Annotated in this window: 18 protein-coding genes; 7 read left to right on the top strand and 11 right to left on the bottom strand. The window is 73.3% G+C overall.

Translation table 11 applies throughout. The features are described 5' to 3' along the window. Window positions 1-7 precede the first annotated feature (7 nt). The 3 genes from ABZ945_RS10740 (at window position 8) to ABZ945_RS10730 (ending at window position 3178) form a co-directional block, all read left to right on the top strand. Entirely contained in the window at window positions 8-376 is a 369-nt protein-coding gene (locus ABZ945_RS10740; protein ID WP_361267127.1) for a hypothetical protein, read from the top strand. A 73-nt stretch (window positions 377-449) separates the two neighbouring features. Then, window positions 450-2273 (top strand): prolyl oligopeptidase family serine peptidase, encoded by a 1824-nt coding sequence (locus ABZ945_RS10735; protein ID WP_361266836.1) that lies wholly within the window; start codon window positions 450-452, stop codon window positions 2271-2273. 104 nt (window positions 2274-2377) lie between these two features. After that, window positions 2378-3178, top strand: coding sequence for an SURF1 family protein (locus ABZ945_RS10730; RefSeq protein ID WP_361266834.1), 801 nt, complete (start codon window positions 2378-2380; stop codon window positions 3176-3178). A 39-nt stretch (window positions 3179-3217) separates the two neighbouring features. On the opposite strand, the gene ABZ945_RS10725 is transcribed toward ABZ945_RS10730, so the two are convergent. From ABZ945_RS10725 to ABZ945_RS10700, 6 genes are all read right to left on the bottom strand, one after another. Beyond that, complete coding sequence (locus tag ABZ945_RS10725) at window positions 3218-4258, bottom strand: hypothetical protein (RefSeq protein ID WP_361266832.1); 1041 nt, start codon at window positions 4256-4258, stop codon at window positions 3218-3220. Between the two features lie 329 nt (window positions 4259-4587). After that, window positions 4588-5211 (bottom strand): SigE family RNA polymerase sigma factor, encoded by a 624-nt coding sequence (locus ABZ945_RS10720; protein WP_361266830.1) that lies wholly within the window; start codon window positions 5209-5211, stop codon window positions 4588-4590. Window positions 5212-5791: 580 nt separating this feature from the next. Further along, window positions 5792-7063, bottom strand: a complete 1272-nt coding sequence (locus ABZ945_RS10715) for an aspartate kinase (RefSeq protein ID WP_248635915.1) — start codon at window positions 7061-7063, stop codon at window positions 5792-5794. A 310-nt stretch (window positions 7064-7373) separates the two neighbouring features. Next, window positions 7374-8033, bottom strand: a complete 660-nt coding sequence (locus ABZ945_RS10710) for a DUF5063 domain-containing protein (RefSeq protein WP_361266828.1) — start codon at window positions 8031-8033, stop codon at window positions 7374-7376. Then, window positions 8026-8625: a recombination mediator RecR gene (gene recR, locus ABZ945_RS10705; RefSeq protein ID WP_248635913.1), complete on the bottom strand. Its 600-nt coding sequence runs from the start codon at window positions 8623-8625 to the stop codon at window positions 8026-8028. Before recR ends, ABZ945_RS10710 begins: the two co-directional genes overlap by 8 nt. Window positions 8626-8786: 161 nt before the next feature. After that, window positions 8787-9128: a YbaB/EbfC family nucleoid-associated protein gene (locus tag ABZ945_RS10700; protein ID WP_361267125.1), complete on the bottom strand. Its 342-nt coding sequence runs from the start codon at window positions 9126-9128 to the stop codon at window positions 8787-8789. Between the two features lie 422 nt (window positions 9129-9550). On the opposite strand from ABZ945_RS10700, the gene ABZ945_RS10695 reads away from it, so the two are divergent. Next, on the top strand, window positions 9551-10288 hold the full coding sequence (locus ABZ945_RS10695; protein WP_361267123.1) for an SLATT domain-containing protein: 738 nt from the start codon (window positions 9551-9553) through the stop codon (window positions 10286-10288). A 91-nt stretch (window positions 10289-10379) separates the two neighbouring features. On the opposite strand, the gene ABZ945_RS10690 is transcribed toward ABZ945_RS10695, so the two are convergent. The 3 genes from ABZ945_RS10690 to ABZ945_RS10680 all read right to left on the bottom strand — a co-directional run bounded on the left by ABZ945_RS10690 (window position 10380) and on the right by ABZ945_RS10680 (window position 13572). After that, on the bottom strand, window positions 10380-11030 hold the full coding sequence (locus tag ABZ945_RS10690; protein WP_361266826.1) for a hypothetical protein: 651 nt from the start codon (window positions 11028-11030) through the stop codon (window positions 10380-10382). A gap of 171 nt (window positions 11031-11201) precedes the next feature. Then, a complete protein-coding gene (locus ABZ945_RS10685; protein ID WP_361266824.1) occupies window positions 11202-12062 on the bottom strand; it encodes a GntR family transcriptional regulator in 861 nt (286 codons plus the stop codon). 139 nt (window positions 12063-12201) lie between these two features. Further along, window positions 12202-13572, bottom strand: coding sequence for an aspartate aminotransferase family protein (locus tag ABZ945_RS10680; protein WP_361266822.1), 1371 nt, complete (start codon window positions 13570-13572; stop codon window positions 12202-12204). A gap of 247 nt (window positions 13573-13819) precedes the next feature. Between ABZ945_RS10680 and ABZ945_RS10675 the strand changes: the two genes are divergently transcribed. After that, the gene (locus tag ABZ945_RS10675; protein WP_361266820.1) at window positions 13820-14494 is read left to right on the top strand and encodes a DJ-1/PfpI family protein; all 675 of its coding nucleotides are present in this window, start codon (window positions 13820-13822) and stop codon (window positions 14492-14494) included. A 139-nt stretch (window positions 14495-14633) separates the two neighbouring features. Beyond that, window positions 14634-15098: a MarR family winged helix-turn-helix transcriptional regulator gene (locus ABZ945_RS10670; protein WP_361267121.1), complete on the top strand. Its 465-nt coding sequence runs from the start codon at window positions 14634-14636 to the stop codon at window positions 15096-15098. Window positions 15099-15252: 154 nt separating this feature from the next. Here the strand turns inward: ABZ945_RS10670 and ABZ945_RS10665 are convergent, their stop codons facing one another. Beyond that, window positions 15253-16776: a carboxylesterase family protein gene (locus ABZ945_RS10665; RefSeq protein WP_361267119.1), complete on the bottom strand. Its 1524-nt coding sequence runs from the start codon at window positions 16774-16776 to the stop codon at window positions 15253-15255. A 352-nt stretch (window positions 16777-17128) separates the two neighbouring features. Here ABZ945_RS10665 and ABZ945_RS10660 point away from each other — a divergent pair, with 352 nt between their 5' ends. After that, window positions 17129-17965, top strand: coding sequence for a putative protein N(5)-glutamine methyltransferase (locus ABZ945_RS10660; protein ID WP_361266818.1), 837 nt, complete (start codon window positions 17129-17131; stop codon window positions 17963-17965). An 11-nt stretch (window positions 17966-17976) separates the two neighbouring features. Here ABZ945_RS10660 and ABZ945_RS10655 read toward each other — a convergent pair whose 3' ends face one another. Next, window positions 17977-18381 carry a hypothetical protein gene (locus ABZ945_RS10655; protein ID WP_361266816.1) on the bottom strand — a complete coding sequence of 135 codons (405 nt, stop codon included), beginning with the start codon at window positions 18379-18381 and terminating at the stop codon, window positions 17977-17979. Between the last annotated feature and the right edge of the window lie 302 nt (window positions 18382-18683).

Genomic DNA, 18683 nt, shown 5'->3' with positions numbered 1-18683 from the left:
CGGGACGATGTTCGCCGGTGTGCTGATGATGGTGCTCGGCATCATCGACATGCTCCAGGGCATCGTCGGCATCGCCCGCAACGACGTGTACGCGGAGATCGGCGACTACGTCTTCGAGTTCGACGCCCGCACCTGGGGCTGGATCCACCTGGTGATCGGCCTGATCGTGGCCCTGGTCGGCGCGGGCATCCTGTCCGGCGCCACCTGGGCCCGGGCCGGGGGCGTGGCACTGGCGGCGCTGGCGCTGATCGCCAACTTCCTCTGGCTGCCGTACCAGCCGGTCTGGGCGATCATCTCCATCGCGATCGCCGTCTTCGTCATCTGGGCCCTGTGCGCCGACGACACCCCGCGCGGTGGCGGCGCGGCGACCGCCTGACCCCGGGGCCCGGCTCCTGACTCCGGGTCCCGCGGCGGTCCCACCGGCGCCCGTGGCGCGAGACCATGTGCGCATGACCGACAACAACCAGCAGACGCAGACGACGGCCGTGGACGCCGTACCCGAGTGGGAGCAGCGGTTCCGGGCGCCCCGGGTGTCGCTGCCGGAGTGGGCCGAGGACGCCCCCGCCCGCTCCCTCTTCGTGTCCAACGCGACCGGCACCTACGAGCTGTACGCCTGGGACCGCGAGAGCGGCGGGCAGCGCCAGGTCACCGACCGGCCGAACGGCACCACCGACGGGGTGCTGTCGCCGGACGGGGCGTGGGTGTGGTGGTTCTCGGACACCGACGGGGACGAGTTCGGCGTCTGGATGCGCCAGCCGTTCCACGGCGGCCCGGACGAGCCGGCCGTGCCGGGGCTCGCCGCCTCCTACCCGGCCGGGCTGGCGTTGGGCCGGGACGGCACCGTGGTGGTCGGCCGCTCCACCGACGAGGACGGCTCCACGCTGCATGTGGTCCGGCCCGGTGGCGGGGAGCCGGTGGAGATATACCGCCACCGCGAGTCGGCCGGGGTCGGCGACCTGTCGCACGACGGCACCCTGCTGGCCATCGAGCACACCGAGCACGGCGACGCCATGCACTCCGCGGTGCGGGTGGTGCGCCCGGACGGCTCGCCGGTCGCGGAGCTGGACGACACCGAGGGGGGTACCGAGGAGCTGGGCCTGTCCGTGCTGGGCTTCGCCCCGGTGGACGGCGACACCCGCCTGCTCCTGGCCCATCAGCGGCGCGGGCGCTGGGAGCCGATGCTCTGGGACGTGGCCACCGGCGAGCAGCGCGACCTGGGCATCGACCTGCCGGGCGATGTGTCGGCCGAGTGGTTCCCGGACGGCACCGGGCTGCTGGTGGCGCACGGCTTCGAGGCGCGCAGCGAGCTGTGGCGGTACGAGATCGCCACCCGCGCCCTGGTGAAGGTGGACACCCCGCCGGGCACCGTCTCCTCGGCGACGCCCCGCCCGGACGGCACCGTGGAGTACCTCTGGTCCTCGGCCGCCACCCCGCCCGCGGTGCGCTCCACCTCCGGTGAGGTGGTGCTGGAGGCGCCCGGCGCGCGGGCGCCCGGTTCGGTGCCGGTGGAGGACGTGTGGGTGGAGGGCCCCGGCGGCCGGATCCACGCCCTGGTGCAGAAGCCGGCCGGCGCCACCGGTCCGCTGCCCACCGTCTTCGAGGTGCACGGCGGCCCGACCTGGCACGACAGCGACGCCTTCGCCGCGGGCCCGGCGGCCTGGGTGGACCACGGCTACGCGGTGGTCCGGGTCAACTACCGGGGCTCCACCGGGTACGGCCGGGAGTGGACGGACGCGCTGAAGCACCGGGTCGGGCTGATCGAGCTGGAGGACATCGCCGCGGTACGGGAGTGGGCGGTCGCCTCCGGGCTCGCCGACCCCGCCCGGCTGGTGCTCAGCGGCGGCTCCTGGGGCGGCTACCTCACCCTGCTCGGCCTCGGCACCCAGCCTCAGGCGTGGGCGGTGGGCCTGGCGGCGGTGCCGGTCGCGGACTACGTCACGGCCTACCACGACGAGATGGAGGCCCTGAAGGCACTGGACCGCACCCTGCTCGGCGGCTCCCCGGAGGAGGTCCCGGAGCGCTTCGAGGCATCTTCGCCCATCACCTATGTCGACGCGGTGCGCGCCCCGGTGTACATCTCGGCCGGGGTGAACGACCCGCGCTGCCCGATCCGCCAGATCGACAACTACGTGGACCGGCTGGCCGCCCGCGGCGCGGTGCACGAGGTGTACCGCTACGACGCGGGGCACGGCTCGCTGGTGGTGGAGGAGCGGATCAAGCAGGTCCGGCTGGAGCTGGAGTTCGCCGCCCGGCACCTGACGCCGGGGAGCTGAGGGCGGGCAGCGGTCGGCGGGGGCTCCCCGGGGGCGGCGTCTGCGCGGCCTCCGGGGGCGGCCCCGCGCGAAGAGGGGCCGGGCCGGTTCCGTACCGTGGTGGTGTGTACCGGTTCCTGACGACGCCCCGCTGGTGGGGGATCAACATCTTCGTCGTGCTGGCGATCCCCTTCTGCGTCTTCATGGGGACGTGGCAGCTCGGCCGGTTCGAGGAGCGCGTGGACACCCACCAGGCGGCCGAGCGGCGTCCGGACCCCGCCTCGGTGCGGGCCGCGCCGCTGCGGGAGCTGCTGCCGGTCGACCAGGAGACCTCCGGCCGGATCGCCACGGCCACCGGGGAGTACGGGCGGCAGTTCCTCGTCCCGGGCCGGGAGCTGGACGGCAAGCCCGGCTCGTATGTGCTGACCCTGCTGCGCATGGAGGGCGGCCAGGAGCTTCCGGTGGTACGGGGCTGGCTGCCGTCGGGCGCCGAGGCTCCCGGCGTCCCGGCCGGCCGGACCACGGTGAGCGGGGCGCTCCAGGCCTCGGAGCACAGCGGCAGCCCGGACGTACGCCATGGGGCACTGCCGTCCGGGCAGGTCGGCATGATCAGCGCGGCCTCGCTGGTGAACCTGGTCCCGGGCGAGGTCGTCGACGCCTGGGTGACCCTGACCGACGCCCCGGCCGGGCTGACCCCCGTCCCGGCGACGGCGGCGGAGGGCAGCGGGCTGGATCTGAAGGCGTTCCAGAACCTGGGCTACACCGGGGAGTGGTTCGTCTTCGCCGGCTTTGTGCTGTTCATGTGGTTCCGGCTGTTCCGCCGGGAGGCGGAGGCCGCCCGCGACGCCGCCCTCGGCCTCACCCCGGAGGCGGATGCCCCGGCGGCCGGACCCGAGGCCGAGGCCCCGGCCGCCGGCCTGAGGTAGACGGCGGCCGGTCGGAGCCCGTCAGGAATCGTGGCTCCGTCAGGAGGGCGCCAGCACGCCCGTGTGGTAGATCGCGCCCGAGCAGGCCTCGGTGATCGTGGCGGCGGCCGTGGGGGAACCCTGCTCGGCGGTGTGGGTCACGGTGACCCCGCCGTCGGCGAGACCGCCGTCCGCCCGCTGGAGCTGGGTGGGGGTGCCGGTGTCGGCGGTGTCCGTCCCCCCGCCGGGCGTCGGCGGCTCCTCGGTGGGCGGGATGGTGGGCTGGGGAGACGGCTCCTGGCTGCCGTTGTCCACCGGACAGGTCTCGGCCGGGACCCAGGCGAACTTCACCTCGTAGCTCCCCGACGGCTGGAGCAGCAGCGGCGCCGCCGCCTCCTGCCCCGGGTCCGGCAGCCCGCCCGCGGCGTCGCCCGCCGCGTGCCGCACCACCGACACCTTGGCCGGATCGGCGGCCCCGGTGGTGGCGAAGCCCACCGTCCCGGCGGCGCCGACCGCGCAGGCGGTCGGGGAGGTGTTGGTCACCCGGAAGGTGCCGTACACCGTGCCCTCCGGGTCGGGGCGGCCGAGGTCCGCGAGGGCGGAGCCGAGCTGGTCGGCCTGGCACACCGGCGTACTCACCGGGGCCGCGGTGCCGACTCCCCCGGCGCCCCCGCCGACGGTGCCGTCGGCCGTGCTCCCGGTGGCCGCCTCCGCGGAGGGACGCGGGCTGGGCGTACCGTCGCGGTCCTCGCCGGACGGGCTCTCCTCCACGGCGCGCGGGCCGTCCTCCCCGCCGCCGGTGGTGCCACCGCCGCCGTCCACGCTCTTGGACGAGCCCTCCGGGCCGCCCTGGGCGTGCTGGCCGTGCCCGGCGTTCACCGGGAAGTCCTCGGTGGTGTCGGGGGAACCGGCGACATGCACCAGCGCGGGCACCGCCGTACCGAACAGCAACGCGGCGGCGGCCATCCCCACCACGGCCTGCCGCTTGCGGGCCCGCCGCGCGGGCACCGCCCGGCGCAGATGGTCCAGGCTGCCCTCGGTGGGCGTCAGCCCCCGGACGGCGCCCTGCAGCATCCGCCGCAGCTCCAGCTCGTCGTCCACCCTGGACCCCTCGCCCGAACCGGCCGCATCCCCCGAACCGACCGCATCGGCCGCATCCGCCGAACCGGTCGCACCCGCCGGCCCGAAGGAGAGGGGCTGGAAGCTCGTGAAGGGGCCGTCCGCCGGGGGGTGCTCACGCCCGCCGGGTTCTCGATCCTCGTCCGACGGCGCCTCGTGGTCCGGCGTGCCGAGCTCCGCCGCGTCGCGGTCCGGGCGCTCGCGCCCCGGGCCCTGGTGATCCGGGCTGTTGTTCACCGTGTCGTTCCCAGTTCCGTCCGGTCGTGCGGCGCACCGTCCGGCCGCCTCCGCGCCGTCCCTGTGTCCCTCGCTCATGCCGTGGCCCCCATGGCGACGCGCAGCGCCGCGATTCCGCGTGAGCCGTACGCCTTCACCGAGCCGAGGGATATCCCCAGCGTCTCGGCGACCTGGGCCTCGGTCATGTCCGCGAAGTACCGCAGCACCAGCACCTCGCGCTGCCGCCGCTGGAGCCCGCGCATCGCCTTGATCAGCGCGTCCCGCTCCAGCTGGTCGTAGGCGCCCTCCTCGGCGCTCGCCATGTCCGGCATCGGCTTGGACAGCAGCTTCAGTCCGAGGATGCGCCGGCGCAGCGCGGAACGGGAGAGGTTGACGACGGTCTGGCGCAGATACGCCAGCGTCTTCTCGGGGTCGCGGACGCGGCTGCGCGCCGAGTGCACCCGGATGAAGGCCTCCTGGACGACGTCCTCGCAGGAGGCGGTGTCGTCCAGCAGCAGCGCGGCGAGCCCGAGCAGGGAGCGGTAGTGCGCCCGGTAGGTCTCGGTGAGGTGGTCGACGGTCGTCCCGGCGGCGGCGGTCGGCCCGGCGGTCGCCCTGTCCTCCGCCACCGTCCCGCCGACGGCGCTCTCGGCGCCGCGCTGGGACGGTATCCGGGGCGCCGTCCGCCTAGCGGCGGGCATCGGCGCGATCACCGGCATGCCCCCGCCCCGCCGGGACGGCCGCCGAAGCGGTCGTACGGAACCGGCCTGCGGCCGTACGGAACCGGGCGCCGGTCGCACGGCACCGGCCGGCGGCCGTACCGTGCCGGGCGCGGCACCACTGCCGGCCGGCAGGGCGCCGATGAGCGCCGCCGGGCCGGCACCGCCCGGGCCGGTGCGTCCGGCGCGGAGCGGGACCACCGCTGCGATGTCGAGTACCTCTGCCACGCCTGTTGGACACGCTTCCCCCCGTCAGGGTTGTACGCCCACACCACCGCTTCTGACGGTGTGCCGTCTGCCCTCATGCGTACCCGCTCTTCCCGAATGCCCCGTTAGCGCGGCTGCACGATGGGGCGACCGCGGAGACGCCCGGCTCCCGGCCGCCGGTTGCGGCACAGGGGGACAAGCATCGACGAACATGCCATCGCCCCAGGTCGAGCGGTCAGGGCGGCGGAACTCTGCCAGCCACTCACAGGGCGTTCACAGATCCTACAAACCCCCACTGACACGGCGACGGCGGCGGTGGTCCGATCCGGACCACCGCCGCCGTGCGACGCCGCGGCGCGACGCCGTCAGGGTCTCAGCGCCCGGTACCGCCGTAGACGACGGCCTCGTCCGAGTCGCTGTCCAGCCCGAAGGCGGTGTGCACGGCGCGGACGGCCTCGTTCACCTCGTCGGCGCGGGTGACGACGGAGATCCGGATCTCCGAGGTGGAGATCAGCTCGATGTTCACCCCGGCGTCGGCGAGCGCCTGGAAGAACCCGGCGGTGACGCCCGGGTTGGTCTTCATGCCCGCGCCGACCAGCGAGATCTTGGCGATCTGGTCGTCGTAGCGGAGCGATTCGAAGCCGATCAGGCCCTTCTGCTTCTCCAGGGCGTCGATGGCCTTGCGGCCCTCCGCCTTGGGCAGCGTGAAGGAGATGTCGGTCAGTCCGGTCGACGCGGCGGAGACGTTCTGCACCACCATGTCGATGTTGATCTCGTTGTCCGCGATGGTCCGGAAGATCGCGGCGGCCTCGCCCGGCTTGTCCGGCACCCCGACGACGGTGATCTTCGCCTCGGAGGTGTCGTGGGCGACACCGGAGATGATGGCCTGCTCCACCTTGAGGTCCCCTCGCGGTTCGTTGCTGACCCATGTGCCCTGGAGCCCCGAGAAGGAGGAACGCACATGGATCGGGATGTTGTAGCGGCGTGCGTACTCGACGCAGCGGTGCAGCAGCACCTTGGAACCGGAGCTCGCGAGCTCCAGCATGTCCTCGAACGAGATCCAGTCGATCTTCCGGGCCTTCTTCACGACCCGCGGGTCGGCGGTGAAGACGCCGTCGACATCGGTGTAGATCTCGCAGACCTCGGCGTCCAGCGCCGCGGCCAGCGCGACGGCGGTGGTGTCCGAGCCGCCGCGGCCCAGGGTGGTGATGTCCTTCTTGTCCTGGGAGACGCCCTGGAAGCCGGCGACGATGGCGATGTTGCCCTCGTCCAGCGCCGTACGGATACGGCCCGGCGTGACGTCGATGATCCGCGCCTTGTTGTGGACCGAGTCGGTGATGACCCCGGCCTGGCTTCCGGTGAACGACTGGGCCTCGTGGCCCAGGTTCTTGATCGCCATCGCCAGCAGCGCCATGGAGATCCGCTCTCCGGCGGTCAGCAGCATGTCGAACTCACGTCCGGCAGGGATCGGGGATACCTGCTCGGCGAGATCGATCAACTCGTCCGTCGTGTCGCCCATCGCGGACACCACGACAACGACCTGATGGCCGTTCTTCTTGGCATCCACGATTCGCTTGGCGACGCGCTTGATGCCCTCGGCATCGGCAACGGAGGAGCCTCCGTACTTCTGCACGACAAGGCCCACGTGCGCTCCTCGCTCAGTCCGTTTGCGGTCAGCTCAGTTTAACGAGCGGCCGGGAATCGCCCCTGCCCAGTCACATCGTGAGATGTCCCGCTCACCACCTGACCAGCATGATCTTCGCGATCTCGCGATCAGCCTGCTCAGCACGGGGGCGCCACGGCCGCTCGACCGGTTCCTGCCCGGGGCGGCGCGGGCTACGCGCGATTGTGGGCCGGCTCACGCGAGCCGGCCCACGGGCGGACCTCACCGGCGGACCCCACGGGCGGACCTCACGGGCGGACCTCACGGGCGGACCGGAGGATCGGCGTGGAACCTACTTGACGGTACGCATCCCCAGCGGGCCGAGGATCTCGGCGGCCATCACCCGGCCCGCCTCCTCGGCGAGCGCGTCCTCGGCGAGGTCCTCGTCGGTGTCCAGCCCGTCCAGCTCGGCCAGCGGCTGGTCGAGGCGGACGTGCGAGACCAGGGACTGCAGCGCTCGCAGGGTGGCCGAGGCGGTCGGGCCCCAGTTGGAGAAGTACGAGAACTGCCACCACCACAGCGCCTCCGTGGTGCGGCCCGCCCGGTAGTGGGCCAGCCCGTGGCGGAGGTCCGCGACGATGTCGGCCAGGTTGTCGGAGATCCGGAACGGCACCGGGGCCTTGCGCGGCTCGTACGGGTCGAAGACCTCGGAGAACACGTCCACCGGGTCCAGCATCACCGCGAACCGCATCCGCAGCTCGTCCACGTCCATGTCCGGACCGGCGTCCGGCTCGTAGCGCTCGTCGGGGACGATGTCCTCGTGTGCGCCGAGCCGCCCTCCGGCCAGCAGCAGCTGCGAGACCTCCAGCAGCAGGAACGGCACCGCGCTGTCCGGTTCGTCCCCCTTGGCCACTTCCGTGGTGGCGACGATGAAGGACTCGATGGAGTCGGCGATCTGGACCGCGAAACTGTCCGGGTCCATCGCGTGCGCGTGCAGTGTGGCGTCAGACATCGAGGAGTCGTCTCCCTTCGAACGCACGCCCGAGCGTGACCTCGTCGGCGTATTCCAGGTCGCCGCCAACGGGGAGTCCGCTGGCCAGGCGCGTCACCTTCAGGCCCATGGGCTTGACCATGCGCGCCAGATACGTCGCGGTGGCCTCCCCCTCCAGATTGGGGTCGGTCGCGAGGATCAGCTCGGTGACCGTGCCGTCCGCGAGCCGGGCCAGCAGCTCGCGGATGCGGAGATCGTCCGGACCGACGCCCTCGATCGGGCTGATCGCACCGCCGAGGACGTGATACCGCCCTCGGAACTCGCGCGTCCGCTCGATCGCGACGACGTCCTTCGGCTCCTCCACCACGCAGACGACCGCGTCGTCACGGCGCGGGTCGCGGCAGATTCCGCAGCGCTCCTCCTGCGCGACGTTTCCACACACCGCGCAGAACCGCACCTTGTCCTTGACCTCCATCAGCGCGCCGGCGAGACGGCGCACGTCGGCGGGCTCGGCCTGGAGGATGTGGAAGGCGATCCGCTGCGCGCTCTTGGGACCGACACCGGGCAGTCTGCCCAGCTCGTCGATGAGGTCCTGAACCACGCCTTCGTACAACGGAACGCCTCTCGTGGAGTGCTGTGATGCTTACGGTAGTTGCTGCGTGCGGAGGTGAGAAGGCGGGGGCCGCCGCGGGAGAGGCGGAGTCGGCGCCGCCCCCGGGCGCCGTGGCCCCGGCGCCCGGAGCCGGTCCGGCCGCCGTGGGGCGGGCCCGGTGCTCAGAAGGGCAGGCCCGGCATACCGCCGCCGCCCAGCCCCTGGGCGAGCGGGCCGAGCTTCTGCTGCTGGAGCGCCTGGGCGTTCTCGTTCGCGGCCTGGATCGCCGCCACCACCAGGTCGGCGAGGGTCTCGGTGTCCTCCGGGTCGACCGCCTTGGGGTCGATGACCAGGTTCCGGATCTCACCGGACCCGGTCACGGTGGCCTTCACCAGGCCGCCGCCCGCCTGGCCGTCGACCTCGGTCTGCGCCAGCTCCTCCTGGGCGCGGGCGAGGTCCTGCTGCATCTTCTGGGCCTGCTGGAGGAGCTGCTGCATGTTGGGCTGGCCGCCACCGGGGATCACGGTCACTCCTGGCACTTCGACGGGAACGGTACGTAGGGCTGCGCGAGAGCGCATCAAGCAAGCGAAAAGCCACGCCGACTCGGAAACACTCTCGGCAAGCCGAGCCTACGTGGTCCCCGGTGGGTGTGCCCCCTCAGCCCGCTCTCACTCTTTCGGGTGAGAAACGGGCGCGTCCCTCACCGTCCGGCACCCCTCGTGAGGGCGGAAAGCACGCGGAAATCCGGGGTTCCGGGCCCGATGCCCGCCATTCGGCGGTAGGAAAGCGGGGTGCGCCTCCGTACGCGTACACGGTTCAGTACGCATTTCGCGCAGCCACGTTCCGTACCGCCCGTACCGCGCGCACGGCCCCCGCGCACTCCCCCGCGGACGGCGGTCGGGCCTTGGACAAGCCCTGAAGGAGTGCCCCGGTGAGTCAGCCGGAGATGCAGCCCGGCCAGCCCGGCCGACCCGACCAGCGCGGGGCGCCCGGCGGCCGGGGCGGTGATCTGGCCGGCCGGCCGTTCCCGCTGGGCGACTGGGGCGAGCCGGCCGCCCGGCTGGACGAGCTGTACCGCTGGGTCGAGCAGGACGCCCTGCGTACGGCCGACTGGTACCTGGCCGATCGCGGCTGGAAGCGGCGCGGCGCGCGGGCGCTGCGGGGCGGTACGGCGCTGGGCGCGGTAGCCGGGGCCGCGCTGCCGCTGCTGGACCTCACCGGAGCGCTCGCCGGGGCCGCCGGCTGGGGCTATATGTCGCTGCTGCTGGGCGCCGCCTGCCTGGCCTGCGACCGCTACTTCGGCCTCACCTCCGGCTGGATGCGGGATGTGGCGACCGCGCAGGCGGTGCACCGACGCCTCCAGCGGCTCCAGTTCGACTGGGCGGCACAGAGCGTACGGGAGGTGCTGGGCCCGGCCGAGGGCACGGCGGGCGAGGCGGCCGAACGGTGCCTGGCGGTGCTGCGCCGGTTCTCGGAGGAGGTGGCGGAGCTGGTGCGGACCGAGACGGCCGACTGGATGTCGGCGTTCCGTTCCGGCCCGGCGCCCCTGGTGACGTACGCGGTCCCGGCGTACCCGCCCTCCCCCGGCGTACCGGACTCCGCCCCTCCGGCAGGCGGCTGCCGGCCGCTGCCCCCGGGCACCCGCCCCAACATGCCGCGCCAGCGCCCGCCCGAGCCGCGCTGAGGCGGACCGCGCCAAGCGGAACGCGGTCCGGGCGGCGGGCGGCAAGCGGCCGGCGGCGGATCCCGCCGTCAGCTGACCGAGGATCCGGCCGTCAGCTGAAGATGATCATCGAGCCCTGGCCCAGGCTCCGGGTCGCGGCCGCGTGCAGCCCCAGCCAGACATGGCGCTCCCGGGCGAACGGGCTGTCGTCGTACGGGACGGGGCCCGCCGGCTCCTCCAGGGCGGTGGGCCGCTCGGGGGGCCGGGGCGCGGCGGGCGGGTTGGCCGGGTCGATGCCGATGGCGGGTGCCACGTACTCCAGCTCGCGCAGCAGCCCGTGCGCGGAACCGAGCGGTCCGCCCCCGGCCAGCAGTGCGTCGTTGGACAGTGGCGCGCGGAAGTCCAGCGGGACGTACGCGCCGGCGTGGTCGTAGTGCCAGACCAGATGGGACTGTTGAGCGGTGGACTCGAACATCTCCAGCAGCTGCTCGTAGTCCCCGCCCAGTGCGTCGACCGGGGTGACGGCGAGGCCGCACAGCTGGAGCAGATAGGCGCGGCGCAGGAAGTGCAGGGCGTCGTAGTCGAACCCGGCGACGGGCGCCACGTCGCCGGAGAGCCCCGGCATATAGGCGAAGACCGGCACGGTCGGCAGACCGGCCTCGGTGAGCGCCGCATCATAGACGGCGATCTCCTCCGCGAAGGGGTTGTCGGGACTGTGGCAGAGGACGTCGACAAGGGGGACCAACCACAGGTCACAGGCCAAGGGGGACTCGCTCTCCTTCGGTCGCGGGTCGGGACAGCGTAGTGCGCGGTGGACGACGGCCCGCATCCGGCGGCCGGCGGATGCACGTCCCCTACCCACCGCGGGGGGCCGGTAGCCGCGGCGCACCGCGGCCAAGGACCGTCAAGGACGGTCGAAGCAGATCAGGGACGCTCAGGAACAGCGCTCCAGATGGTCGGCCCACCGCAGGGAGTGCGCGTTGTACGCGTCCATGACGGTGCTGACCGCCTCCGGGTCGGCCAGCGCCACCGCGTCGACCAGTTCCTCGTGCCCGCTCCACAGCCACCGGTCCCGCCGGGGGTCGGCCCGCAGATGGGGAACGGCGAACACCCAGGCCTGGACGCGCAGCCGATGCAGGAAGCCGACGATGTAGGGGTTGGCGACAAAGCCGCTGAGCTCCCGCCAGAACCGCAGGTCGTAGCCGATGAGGATGTCCAGCTCCCCGGCGCGCGCGGCCCGTGCCGCCTCCTCGCCCCGGCGCCGTACCGCCACCAGCCGCGCCCCCTGCGGCGGGGTGCGCACGGGGGCCCGCCGGACGGCCCCCTCGCCCGGCATCGCCCCGAGCGCCTGCCGCTCCTCCGGCCCGCGAGCAGGCACCGGCGGCCGCTCCTCCGGCGACCGGGCGGGCGCGGGCAGCGGCGTACCACCCCCACCGCCGTCCCGATCCCGACCCCCGTCCCGTTCCTGCTCCTGGTAGGTCTCCCCGTACACGCACAGCCGCCGGAAGACCCCGTCGACCACCAGGGCGCGGGCCTCGACCATGCCCCGGTAGTCCTCCACCGAGTAGCGGTGGACGCGGAAGCCCCGGTGCTGGTCGGAGTCGAGCAGCCCCTGCGCGGTGAGGTCCACCAGCGCTTCCCGGACCGGGGTGGCGGAGACCCCGTACTGCTCGGCGATCTGCTTGACGGTGAATTCCTCGCCCGGACCGAGACGCCCGGCGAGCACCTCGTCACGGAGCGCGTCCGCGATCTGCTGGCGCAGAGTGCTGCGGGTGACGGCTCCGCTGGCGGGCATGGGTCGGGCCCCCTCCTCGTGCATGGTTCCGGACACTTTAAGGCAGCCGGAGGAGGGGGCCGGGGGCTCGTGACGGAGGTCTCCCGCCCTCACGAGCACCGCCACGAGCCGGGCGGGGGTGCCCCGGCGCGGCGGGGGCTCAGGCCGCGGTGGTGTGCTCGTCGGCGACCGAGAGCGCCGCGTCCAGGGCGGCCAGGCCCTCCTTCGCCTCCGCCTCGGTGATGTTGCAGGCGGGCACGGCATGGGTGCGGTTCATGTTGACGAAGGGCCACAGGCCGTTCTTCTTGCAGGCCGCGGCGAAGGCGGCCATCGGGGCGCCCGCCTCACCGGTGGCGTTGTACGGCACCAGCGGTTCGCGGGTCTCCCGGTCCCGGACCAGCTCCAGCGCCCAGAACGCGCCGAGGCCGCGCACCTCGCCGACCGAGGGGTGCCGCTCGGCCAGCTCCCGCAGCCCGGGGCCGAGGATCCGCTCGCCCAGCCGGGCGGCCTGCTCGACGACCTTCTCCTCCTCCATCAGCTCGATGGTGGCGACGGCCGCGGCGCAGGCCAGCGGGTGACCGGAGTAGGTGAGTCCGCCGGGGTAGGGCCGCTTGTCGAAGGTGGCGGCGATCTCCGCCGAGATCGCGACCCCGCCCAGCGGCACATACCCCGAGTTGACGCCCTTGGCGAAGGTGAGCAGGTCGGGCACGACGTCGAAGTGGTCCACGGCGAACCACGCGCCGGTCCGGCCGAAGCCCGCCATGACCTCGTCCAGCACGAAGACGATGCCGTACCGGTCGCAGAGCTCGCGGACGCCGGCCAGGTAGCCGGGCGGCGGCACCATGATCCCGGCGGTGCCGGGGACGCTCTCCAGGATGATCGCCGCGATCGTCCCGGGCCCTTCGAACGCGATGGTGTCCTCCAGATGTGCGAGCGCGCGCTCGCACTCCTGCGCCTCGTCCGCCGAGTAGAACGGCGAGCGGTACGCGAAGGGGCCCCAGAAGTGGACGACGCCGGCCGAAGCGGTGTCGGACGCCCAGCGGCGCGGGTCGCCGGTGAGGTTGATCGCGGTGGAGGTGGCGCCGTGGTACGAGCGGTAGGCGGACAGCACCTTGCTGCGGCCGGTGTGGAGGCGGGCCATCCGGATGGCGTTCTCCACCGCCTCGGCACCGCCGTTGGTGAAGAAGATCTTGTCGAGGTCGCCGGGGGTGCGCTCGGCGATCAGCCGGGCCGCCTCGGACCGCACGTCCACGGCGAAGGCCGGGGCGAAGGTGGCCAGCTTCCCCGCCTGCTCCTGGATGGCCGCGACGACCTTCGGGTGCTGGTACCCGATGTTGGTGTAGACGAGGCCGCTGGTGAAGTCGAGGTAGCGGTTCCCGTCGTAGTCCCAGAAGTACGCACCCTCGGCGCCGGCGACCGCGAGCGGGTCGATCAGGCCCTGGGCTGACCAGGAGTGGAACACGTGCGCGCGGTCGGCGGCCTTGACGGCCGCCCCGGCCTGCGGATCGGCATGAGGGGTCAGAGGGGTCATGCGGGCCAGGGTAGGTAACCGCGGACGGGTGCCGGTATGGCCATCTTGTATGGCGGAAAGGGCCTGGATCGGCAGGGTGTCGTCCTCTACGGACGGCGCTCGGCCGCTCTGGAGAAAAGTACAGGCAAGGCGCCTCTCTGGAGAGAAGCACAGGCAGGGCGCCTCCCTGAAGAGAAGCACGAGAAGGGCGTTGACAGTGTCCTGCCTTCATGACAGCATTATGTCATCACCCACCGAGGAGGCACCCATGACCGGCACCGACTCCCGCACCTCCACCACTTCCACCACCACGGCCGCTGACGGCGAGGCCACGTCCGCCCCCGCCGCCCGCAAGCCCGTGTACCTCGCGGTCTACGACACCCTCGCCGACTGGGAGACCGGCCACGCCACGGCCTGGCTGGCCCGCTCCGGCTTCGACATCCGCACGGTCGGCCCCAGCACCGACCAGGTCACCAGCCTCGGCGGCCTGCGCATCTCCCCCGACCTGGCCCTCTCCGAGCTCCGCCCCGAGGACGCCTCCCTGCTGATCCTCCCGGGCGCCGACCTCTGGGACGCCGGGGACGACCTGGCCCCCTTCACCACCACGGCCCGCGCCTTCCTCGACGCGGGAGTGCCGGTCGCCGCCATATGCGGCGCCACCCTCGGCCTGGCCCGCGAAGGGCTGCTGGACGAGCGCCGCCACACCAGCGCGGTCTCCTTCTACCTGGCCCAGAGCGGGTACGAGGGCGGCAAGCACTACGAGGAGAGCGACGCGGTCACCGACGGCGACCTCATCACCGCCGGCCCGACCGAGCCGGTGGCCTTCGCCCGCGAGGTCCTGGGCCGGATGGGCGCCTTCGAGGGCAGCCGGCTCGACGCCTGGTACCGGCTGTTCCACAACTCCGACCCGGCCGCCTTCGAGGAACTGAACGCGGAGGACTGACCCCATGAGCACCAACGCGGCGAGCACCAACGCGGCGAGCACGAACGCGGCGAGCGAGTACAAGGGCGCTGACGAGGACGAGGTACGGGACCAGCCCCCGGGGTCCCGGCCCTCGGCGCCCCCCACCGAGCTCACCCCGGTGGAGGCCCATCTCGCCCGGCAGTTGCTGTCCCGCACCGCCCTCGGAGTGTTCCGGCTGAACGGCCAGTTCCTCGCCGAGTCCGAGCGGCTGGCCCGCCCGGCCGGCCTGACCGCCGCCTGGTGGCAGGTGCTCGGCGCCGTCCTGCCGGAGCCCCAACCGGTCTCCGGGATCGCCCGCACCATGGGCATCACCCGGCAGAGCGTGCAGCGGGTGGCCGATCTGCTGGTACGGGAAGGGCTGGCCGAGTACCTGCCCAACCCGGCCCACCGCCGGGCCAAGCTCCTCGCCCCCACGGCCGAGGGCCGCGCCTCGATCGCCCGCATAGAACCAGCCCACGCCGACCTCGCGGGCCGCCTGGCGGCCGAGTTGGGCAAGGAGGCGTTCGCCGAGACCGCCGCGGCGCTGGAGCGGCTGACGCGCGCCATGGAGCGGGTGATGGAGACGGAGGAGGCAGCCGGCTAGGCCGCGGGAGTCGTTCACCTGCTCCCCTGAGGTGCAGCTCTGACGGCTGTGGCGGCACCGGTCACGCAGCCAGAGGCGGGTCGCGGGGACGGTCGCCTCCCTTCTTGGTACCGGGGGGAGGCGGTCGCCTCCCTCCTGGTACCGGGGGGAGGCGTCAGTGCCGCTGGAGGCCCAGCGGGACCCCTCTCCACAGCTCCCGTACGTCCGAGGTGGCGTCGTCCGCCAGGTGGTCCGCCGGGACGGCCCAGAGCTTGACCGGGGTGGCATCGGGGGTGATCGGGGGCCAGCCCGGGTCTCCCGAGGCGGCGAAGTCGGCCCATGCGCGCAGCATGCGGCGGGACAGGGCCCGGTCCTGTTCGTCGGGGGCGCCGCCGATGAGGAACGCGGCGCCGTCGGCGTCCAGGTTGCCGAAGGCGAACGGGATGTCCGCGGTGTGCCAGGGCCGGGTCCAGCCGTCCGGGGTGGCCCGCCTGCGGGCGAAGCGCGAGAGGTACGCCCGTCCACCGGACGAGGGCCGCCCCTCCTCGCCTGCCACCGCCGCCGCCCGCCCACCGGCCCTCGCGTGGTGTTCGGCCAGCCGGGCGCCGTACTCACCGAACTGCGCGTCGCCGAGCAGCGCGAGATAGCGGTCCAGCACCGGGGCGCCGGGCATCAGCGCGCGGTAGCCGTCGAGCAGGTCGGCGGGGAGCCCCAGATCCCGGGCGCAGTCGGTGAGTTCCGCCTCCGAGGTGATCTCCCGCACCGCCCCGACCTCGTGCAGGAACCAGTACTCCTCCAGGGCATGGCACACCAGGAGGTCCACGTCCCCGGAGCTGCCCGCCTCCAGCGCGGAGAGCGGATCCATGGGCAGCACCTCGCCATCGACCACGGGCTGGAACACCACCGGGTCGTACGCCTGGATCGCGGTCACGGGGTCGTCCCCGATCACTCCGCCGACCCGGTCGGAGGCGTCCACCAGTCGCCGCGGTGAGGCGGAGAGCAGCCCCTCGCCCGTGGGCGCCACCCCGGCCTCGGCCGCGATCCTCGCCGCGGTCGCCGCGGCGACGCCGACGGTGAAGAAGGCGGCGGGCACGCTGTGGGCGATGGCCCGCCGGAACAGCCCGCGCGCCCGCTCCATCGCCATCAGGCACACCACCGACCCGGCTCCCGCGGAGTGCCCGGCGACCGTGACCCTCTCCGGGTCGCCGCCGAACGCGGCGATGTTCTCGCGCACCCAGCGCAGCGCGGCCACCTGGTCGAGCAGTCCCCGGTTCTCCGGGAAGCCCGGCACATGCCCGAAGCCCTCGAAGCCCACCCGGTAGTTGCAGCTGACCACCACCATCCCGGCACGGGCCAGGGCGCTGCCGTCGAAGTCGGGCTGGGCGGAGGAGCCGAAGGTGTAGGCGCCGCCGTGGATCCAGAACAGCACCGGCAGCGGCCCGCCGCCCGGCTCCGACGGCACCCATACGTTGACAGTGAGCACGTCCTCGTCCTCGGGGCGCCATACCGGTGCGCCGGGCAGCTCCGCCGACTGCGGGGCGATGGGCCCGAAGTCCCGGCAGTCGCGCGGCTCGCTCCATCCGGCGGCGGGCTGGGGCGCGCGGAAGCGGTGCGGACCGAAGGGCGGGGCGGCGTACGGGATGCCGAGGAGGGCGGTGACACCGCCGGGCGCCCGCCTCCCGCGCACCGGCCCGCTCATCGTGAGGAAAGACAGGGAGGGCGGGGATATCCGGGACCCCGTGCTCGGCTCTGGCGTGGCGCTCATATGCCGCCACCCTTCCACGCGCTCCCGGGCCCCCACCAGCGGTTTGCCGTGCCCCCCGCCGGGGCCGCGCCCCGGACAGGCGCCGTGTAAGGTCGGCCAGAACCCCGCGCCATCGCGGCGCCGGGTGCCGGACCGACAGCGCACCGAGGAGGTGAGTCCCCATCAACCGCAGGTCAGAACGGGTGCTCGCCTTCTCCGTTGACGCCTTCTCCGTCGGTTCTCGCACCGTCGGCTAGGGATACACGTCCGTACGGGAGCACCCGCGGTGCATCCCGAAAGGCTTCCCATGTCCTCCGTGCCCCAGCCCTCCCCTGAATCGTCGACCGCGGCCCTCCGCCCGCACCGTGCGACGACCGTTGCCGCCCTCCGCACCGCCGGGTGCGTGTTCGCCGAGGAGGAGGCGGAGTTGCTGCTCTCGGCGGCCCGCACCGCGGAGGAGCTGCACGCGATGGTCGCGCGCCGGGCGTCCGGGCGGCCGTTGGAGCATGTCGTGGGCTGGGCCGAGTTCAGAGGGCTGCGGATCAGTGTGGACGAGGGGGTGTTCGTGCCGCGCCGCCGTACCGAGTTCCTGGTGGACCGGGCCGCCGCGCTCGCCCCGGCGGCGGGGGCGGTGGTGGTGGACCTGTGCTGCGGTTCGGGTGCGCTGGGGGCCGCGCTCGCGGCCGGCCTGCACCGGCCCGAGCTGCACGCGTCCGACATCGACCCGGCCGCCGTCCGGTGCGCCCGTCGCAACATCGCCGCACCGGGGTCGGTCCACCTGGGTGATCTGTTCGCCCCGTTGCCGCCCCGGCTGCGCGGACGGGTGGACGTCCTGCTCGCCAATGTGCCGTATGTACCGACGGAGGAGGTGGAACTGCTTCCGGCGGAGGCCCGGGCGCATGAGGCGCGGGTCGCCCTGGACGGCGGCCGGGACGGGCTCGACGTGCTGCGCCGGGTGGCCGTCGAGGCGGCCGAGTGGCTGGCGCCCGGCGGCAGTCTGCTCTTCGAGACCAGCGAGCGGCAGGTCCCCGCGGCCACGGCGATCGTCACCGCCGGGGGGCTGGTGGCGTCCGTCGAGACCTGCGAGGACCTGTGGGCGACCGTGGTCGTCGGAACCCGCCGGGCCGCCGACGACCGGACCTGAGCGAACCGGGGTTACTTCACCGGGTCGAGGCAGAGGACGAACTTCTCGGACTCCCACTGCTGGGCGAGCGCGGCCTCGCCGACGGTGCCGCAGCTGTTGGTGTCGAAGGTGTCGTCGACGACCTTGACCACCTTGTAGTTGGCGTCCTTGTCCGAGCAGTCCTTGGTGTCCACCTCGGGGCTGTTCTCGCTGCCGGTCACCCGCACACAGTCGCCCGCCTCGGCGTGCACCGGGGAGTTGAACAGGTACGAGATGCCGAACTTGACCGCGATGGCCACGACGATCAGGGCGACCACCCGGAGGAACTTCTTGCCCTTGCCGCCCTTGGGCTTGGCGGCGGGGGCGGGAGCGGCCCCGTCGAAGGCGGGCGGCTGCGGCTGCTCGGCGGGGGCGGCGGGCGGCTGCTCAACGGCCATGGCGGATACGTCCTTGCGTGAGGTTCCGGTGATGATCGGGGAATCCGACAGCCGGAAGATCAGGTGATCGAACGGGCGTACGTTACTGAGACCGGGGGTACCCGAGACGCGCTATCGCGCCTTTACGCCGTCCTTATACCTCCCGATTACCAAACCGTGACGGCACGCACGCGGAACCGTGATGCAATCAGGACCTGACGCCCCGTCCGGGCCGAGAAGACGACGGTGCCGCCGGCCCCGCGGGAGGACGTTCACCGCGGCACCGACGGCCGTTCGCAGGTCCGGTGGCAGGGCCGGACCCC

Origin of the sequence: Streptomyces sp. NPDC046887 (assembly GCF_040644755.1) — a bacterium.
In the GTDB taxonomy this organism is placed as follows: Bacteria; Actinomycetota; Actinomycetes; order Streptomycetales; family Streptomycetaceae; genus Streptomyces; species Streptomyces lichenis.
The sequence above is the reverse complement of the archived record's forward strand: the minus strand, read 5'-3'. Positions and strand labels throughout refer to the sequence as shown.

Coding starts and splice junctions, on each gene's coding strand:
- ABZ945_RS10660 (WP_361266818.1), top strand. CDS start 17,129: ATGTCCTCCGTGCCCCAGCCCTCCCCTGAATCGTCGACCGCGGCCCTC.
- ABZ945_RS10720 (WP_361266830.1), bottom strand. CDS start 5,211: ATGCCGGTGATCGCGCCGATGCCCGCCGCTAGGCGGACGGCGCCCCGG.
- ABZ945_RS10665 (WP_361267119.1), bottom strand. CDS start 16,776: ATGAGCGGGCCGGTGCGCGGGAGGCGGGCGCCCGGCGGTGTCACCGCC.
- ABZ945_RS10710 (WP_361266828.1), bottom strand. CDS start 8,033: ATGTCTGACGCCACACTGCACGCGCACGCGATGGACCCGGACAGTTTC.
- ABZ945_RS10680 (WP_361266822.1), bottom strand. CDS start 13,572: ATGACCCCTCTGACCCCTCATGCCGATCCGCAGGCCGGGGCGGCCGTC.
- ABZ945_RS10675 (WP_361266820.1), top strand. CDS start 13,820: ATGACCGGCACCGACTCCCGCACCTCCACCACTTCCACCACCACGGCC.
- ABZ945_RS10695 (WP_361267123.1), top strand. CDS start 9,551: ATGCAGCCCGGCCAGCCCGGCCGACCCGACCAGCGCGGGGCGCCCGGC.
- ABZ945_RS10735 (WP_361266836.1), top strand. CDS start 450: ATGACCGACAACAACCAGCAGACGCAGACGACGGCCGTGGACGCCGTA.
- ABZ945_RS10740 (WP_361267127.1), top strand. CDS start 8: ATGTTCGCCGGTGTGCTGATGATGGTGCTCGGCATCATCGACATGCTC.
- ABZ945_RS10655 (WP_361266816.1), bottom strand. CDS start 18,381: ATGGCCGTTGAGCAGCCGCCCGCCGCCCCCGCCGAGCAGCCGCAGCCG.
- ABZ945_RS10685 (WP_361266824.1), bottom strand. CDS start 12,062: ATGCCCGCCAGCGGAGCCGTCACCCGCAGCACTCTGCGCCAGCAGATC.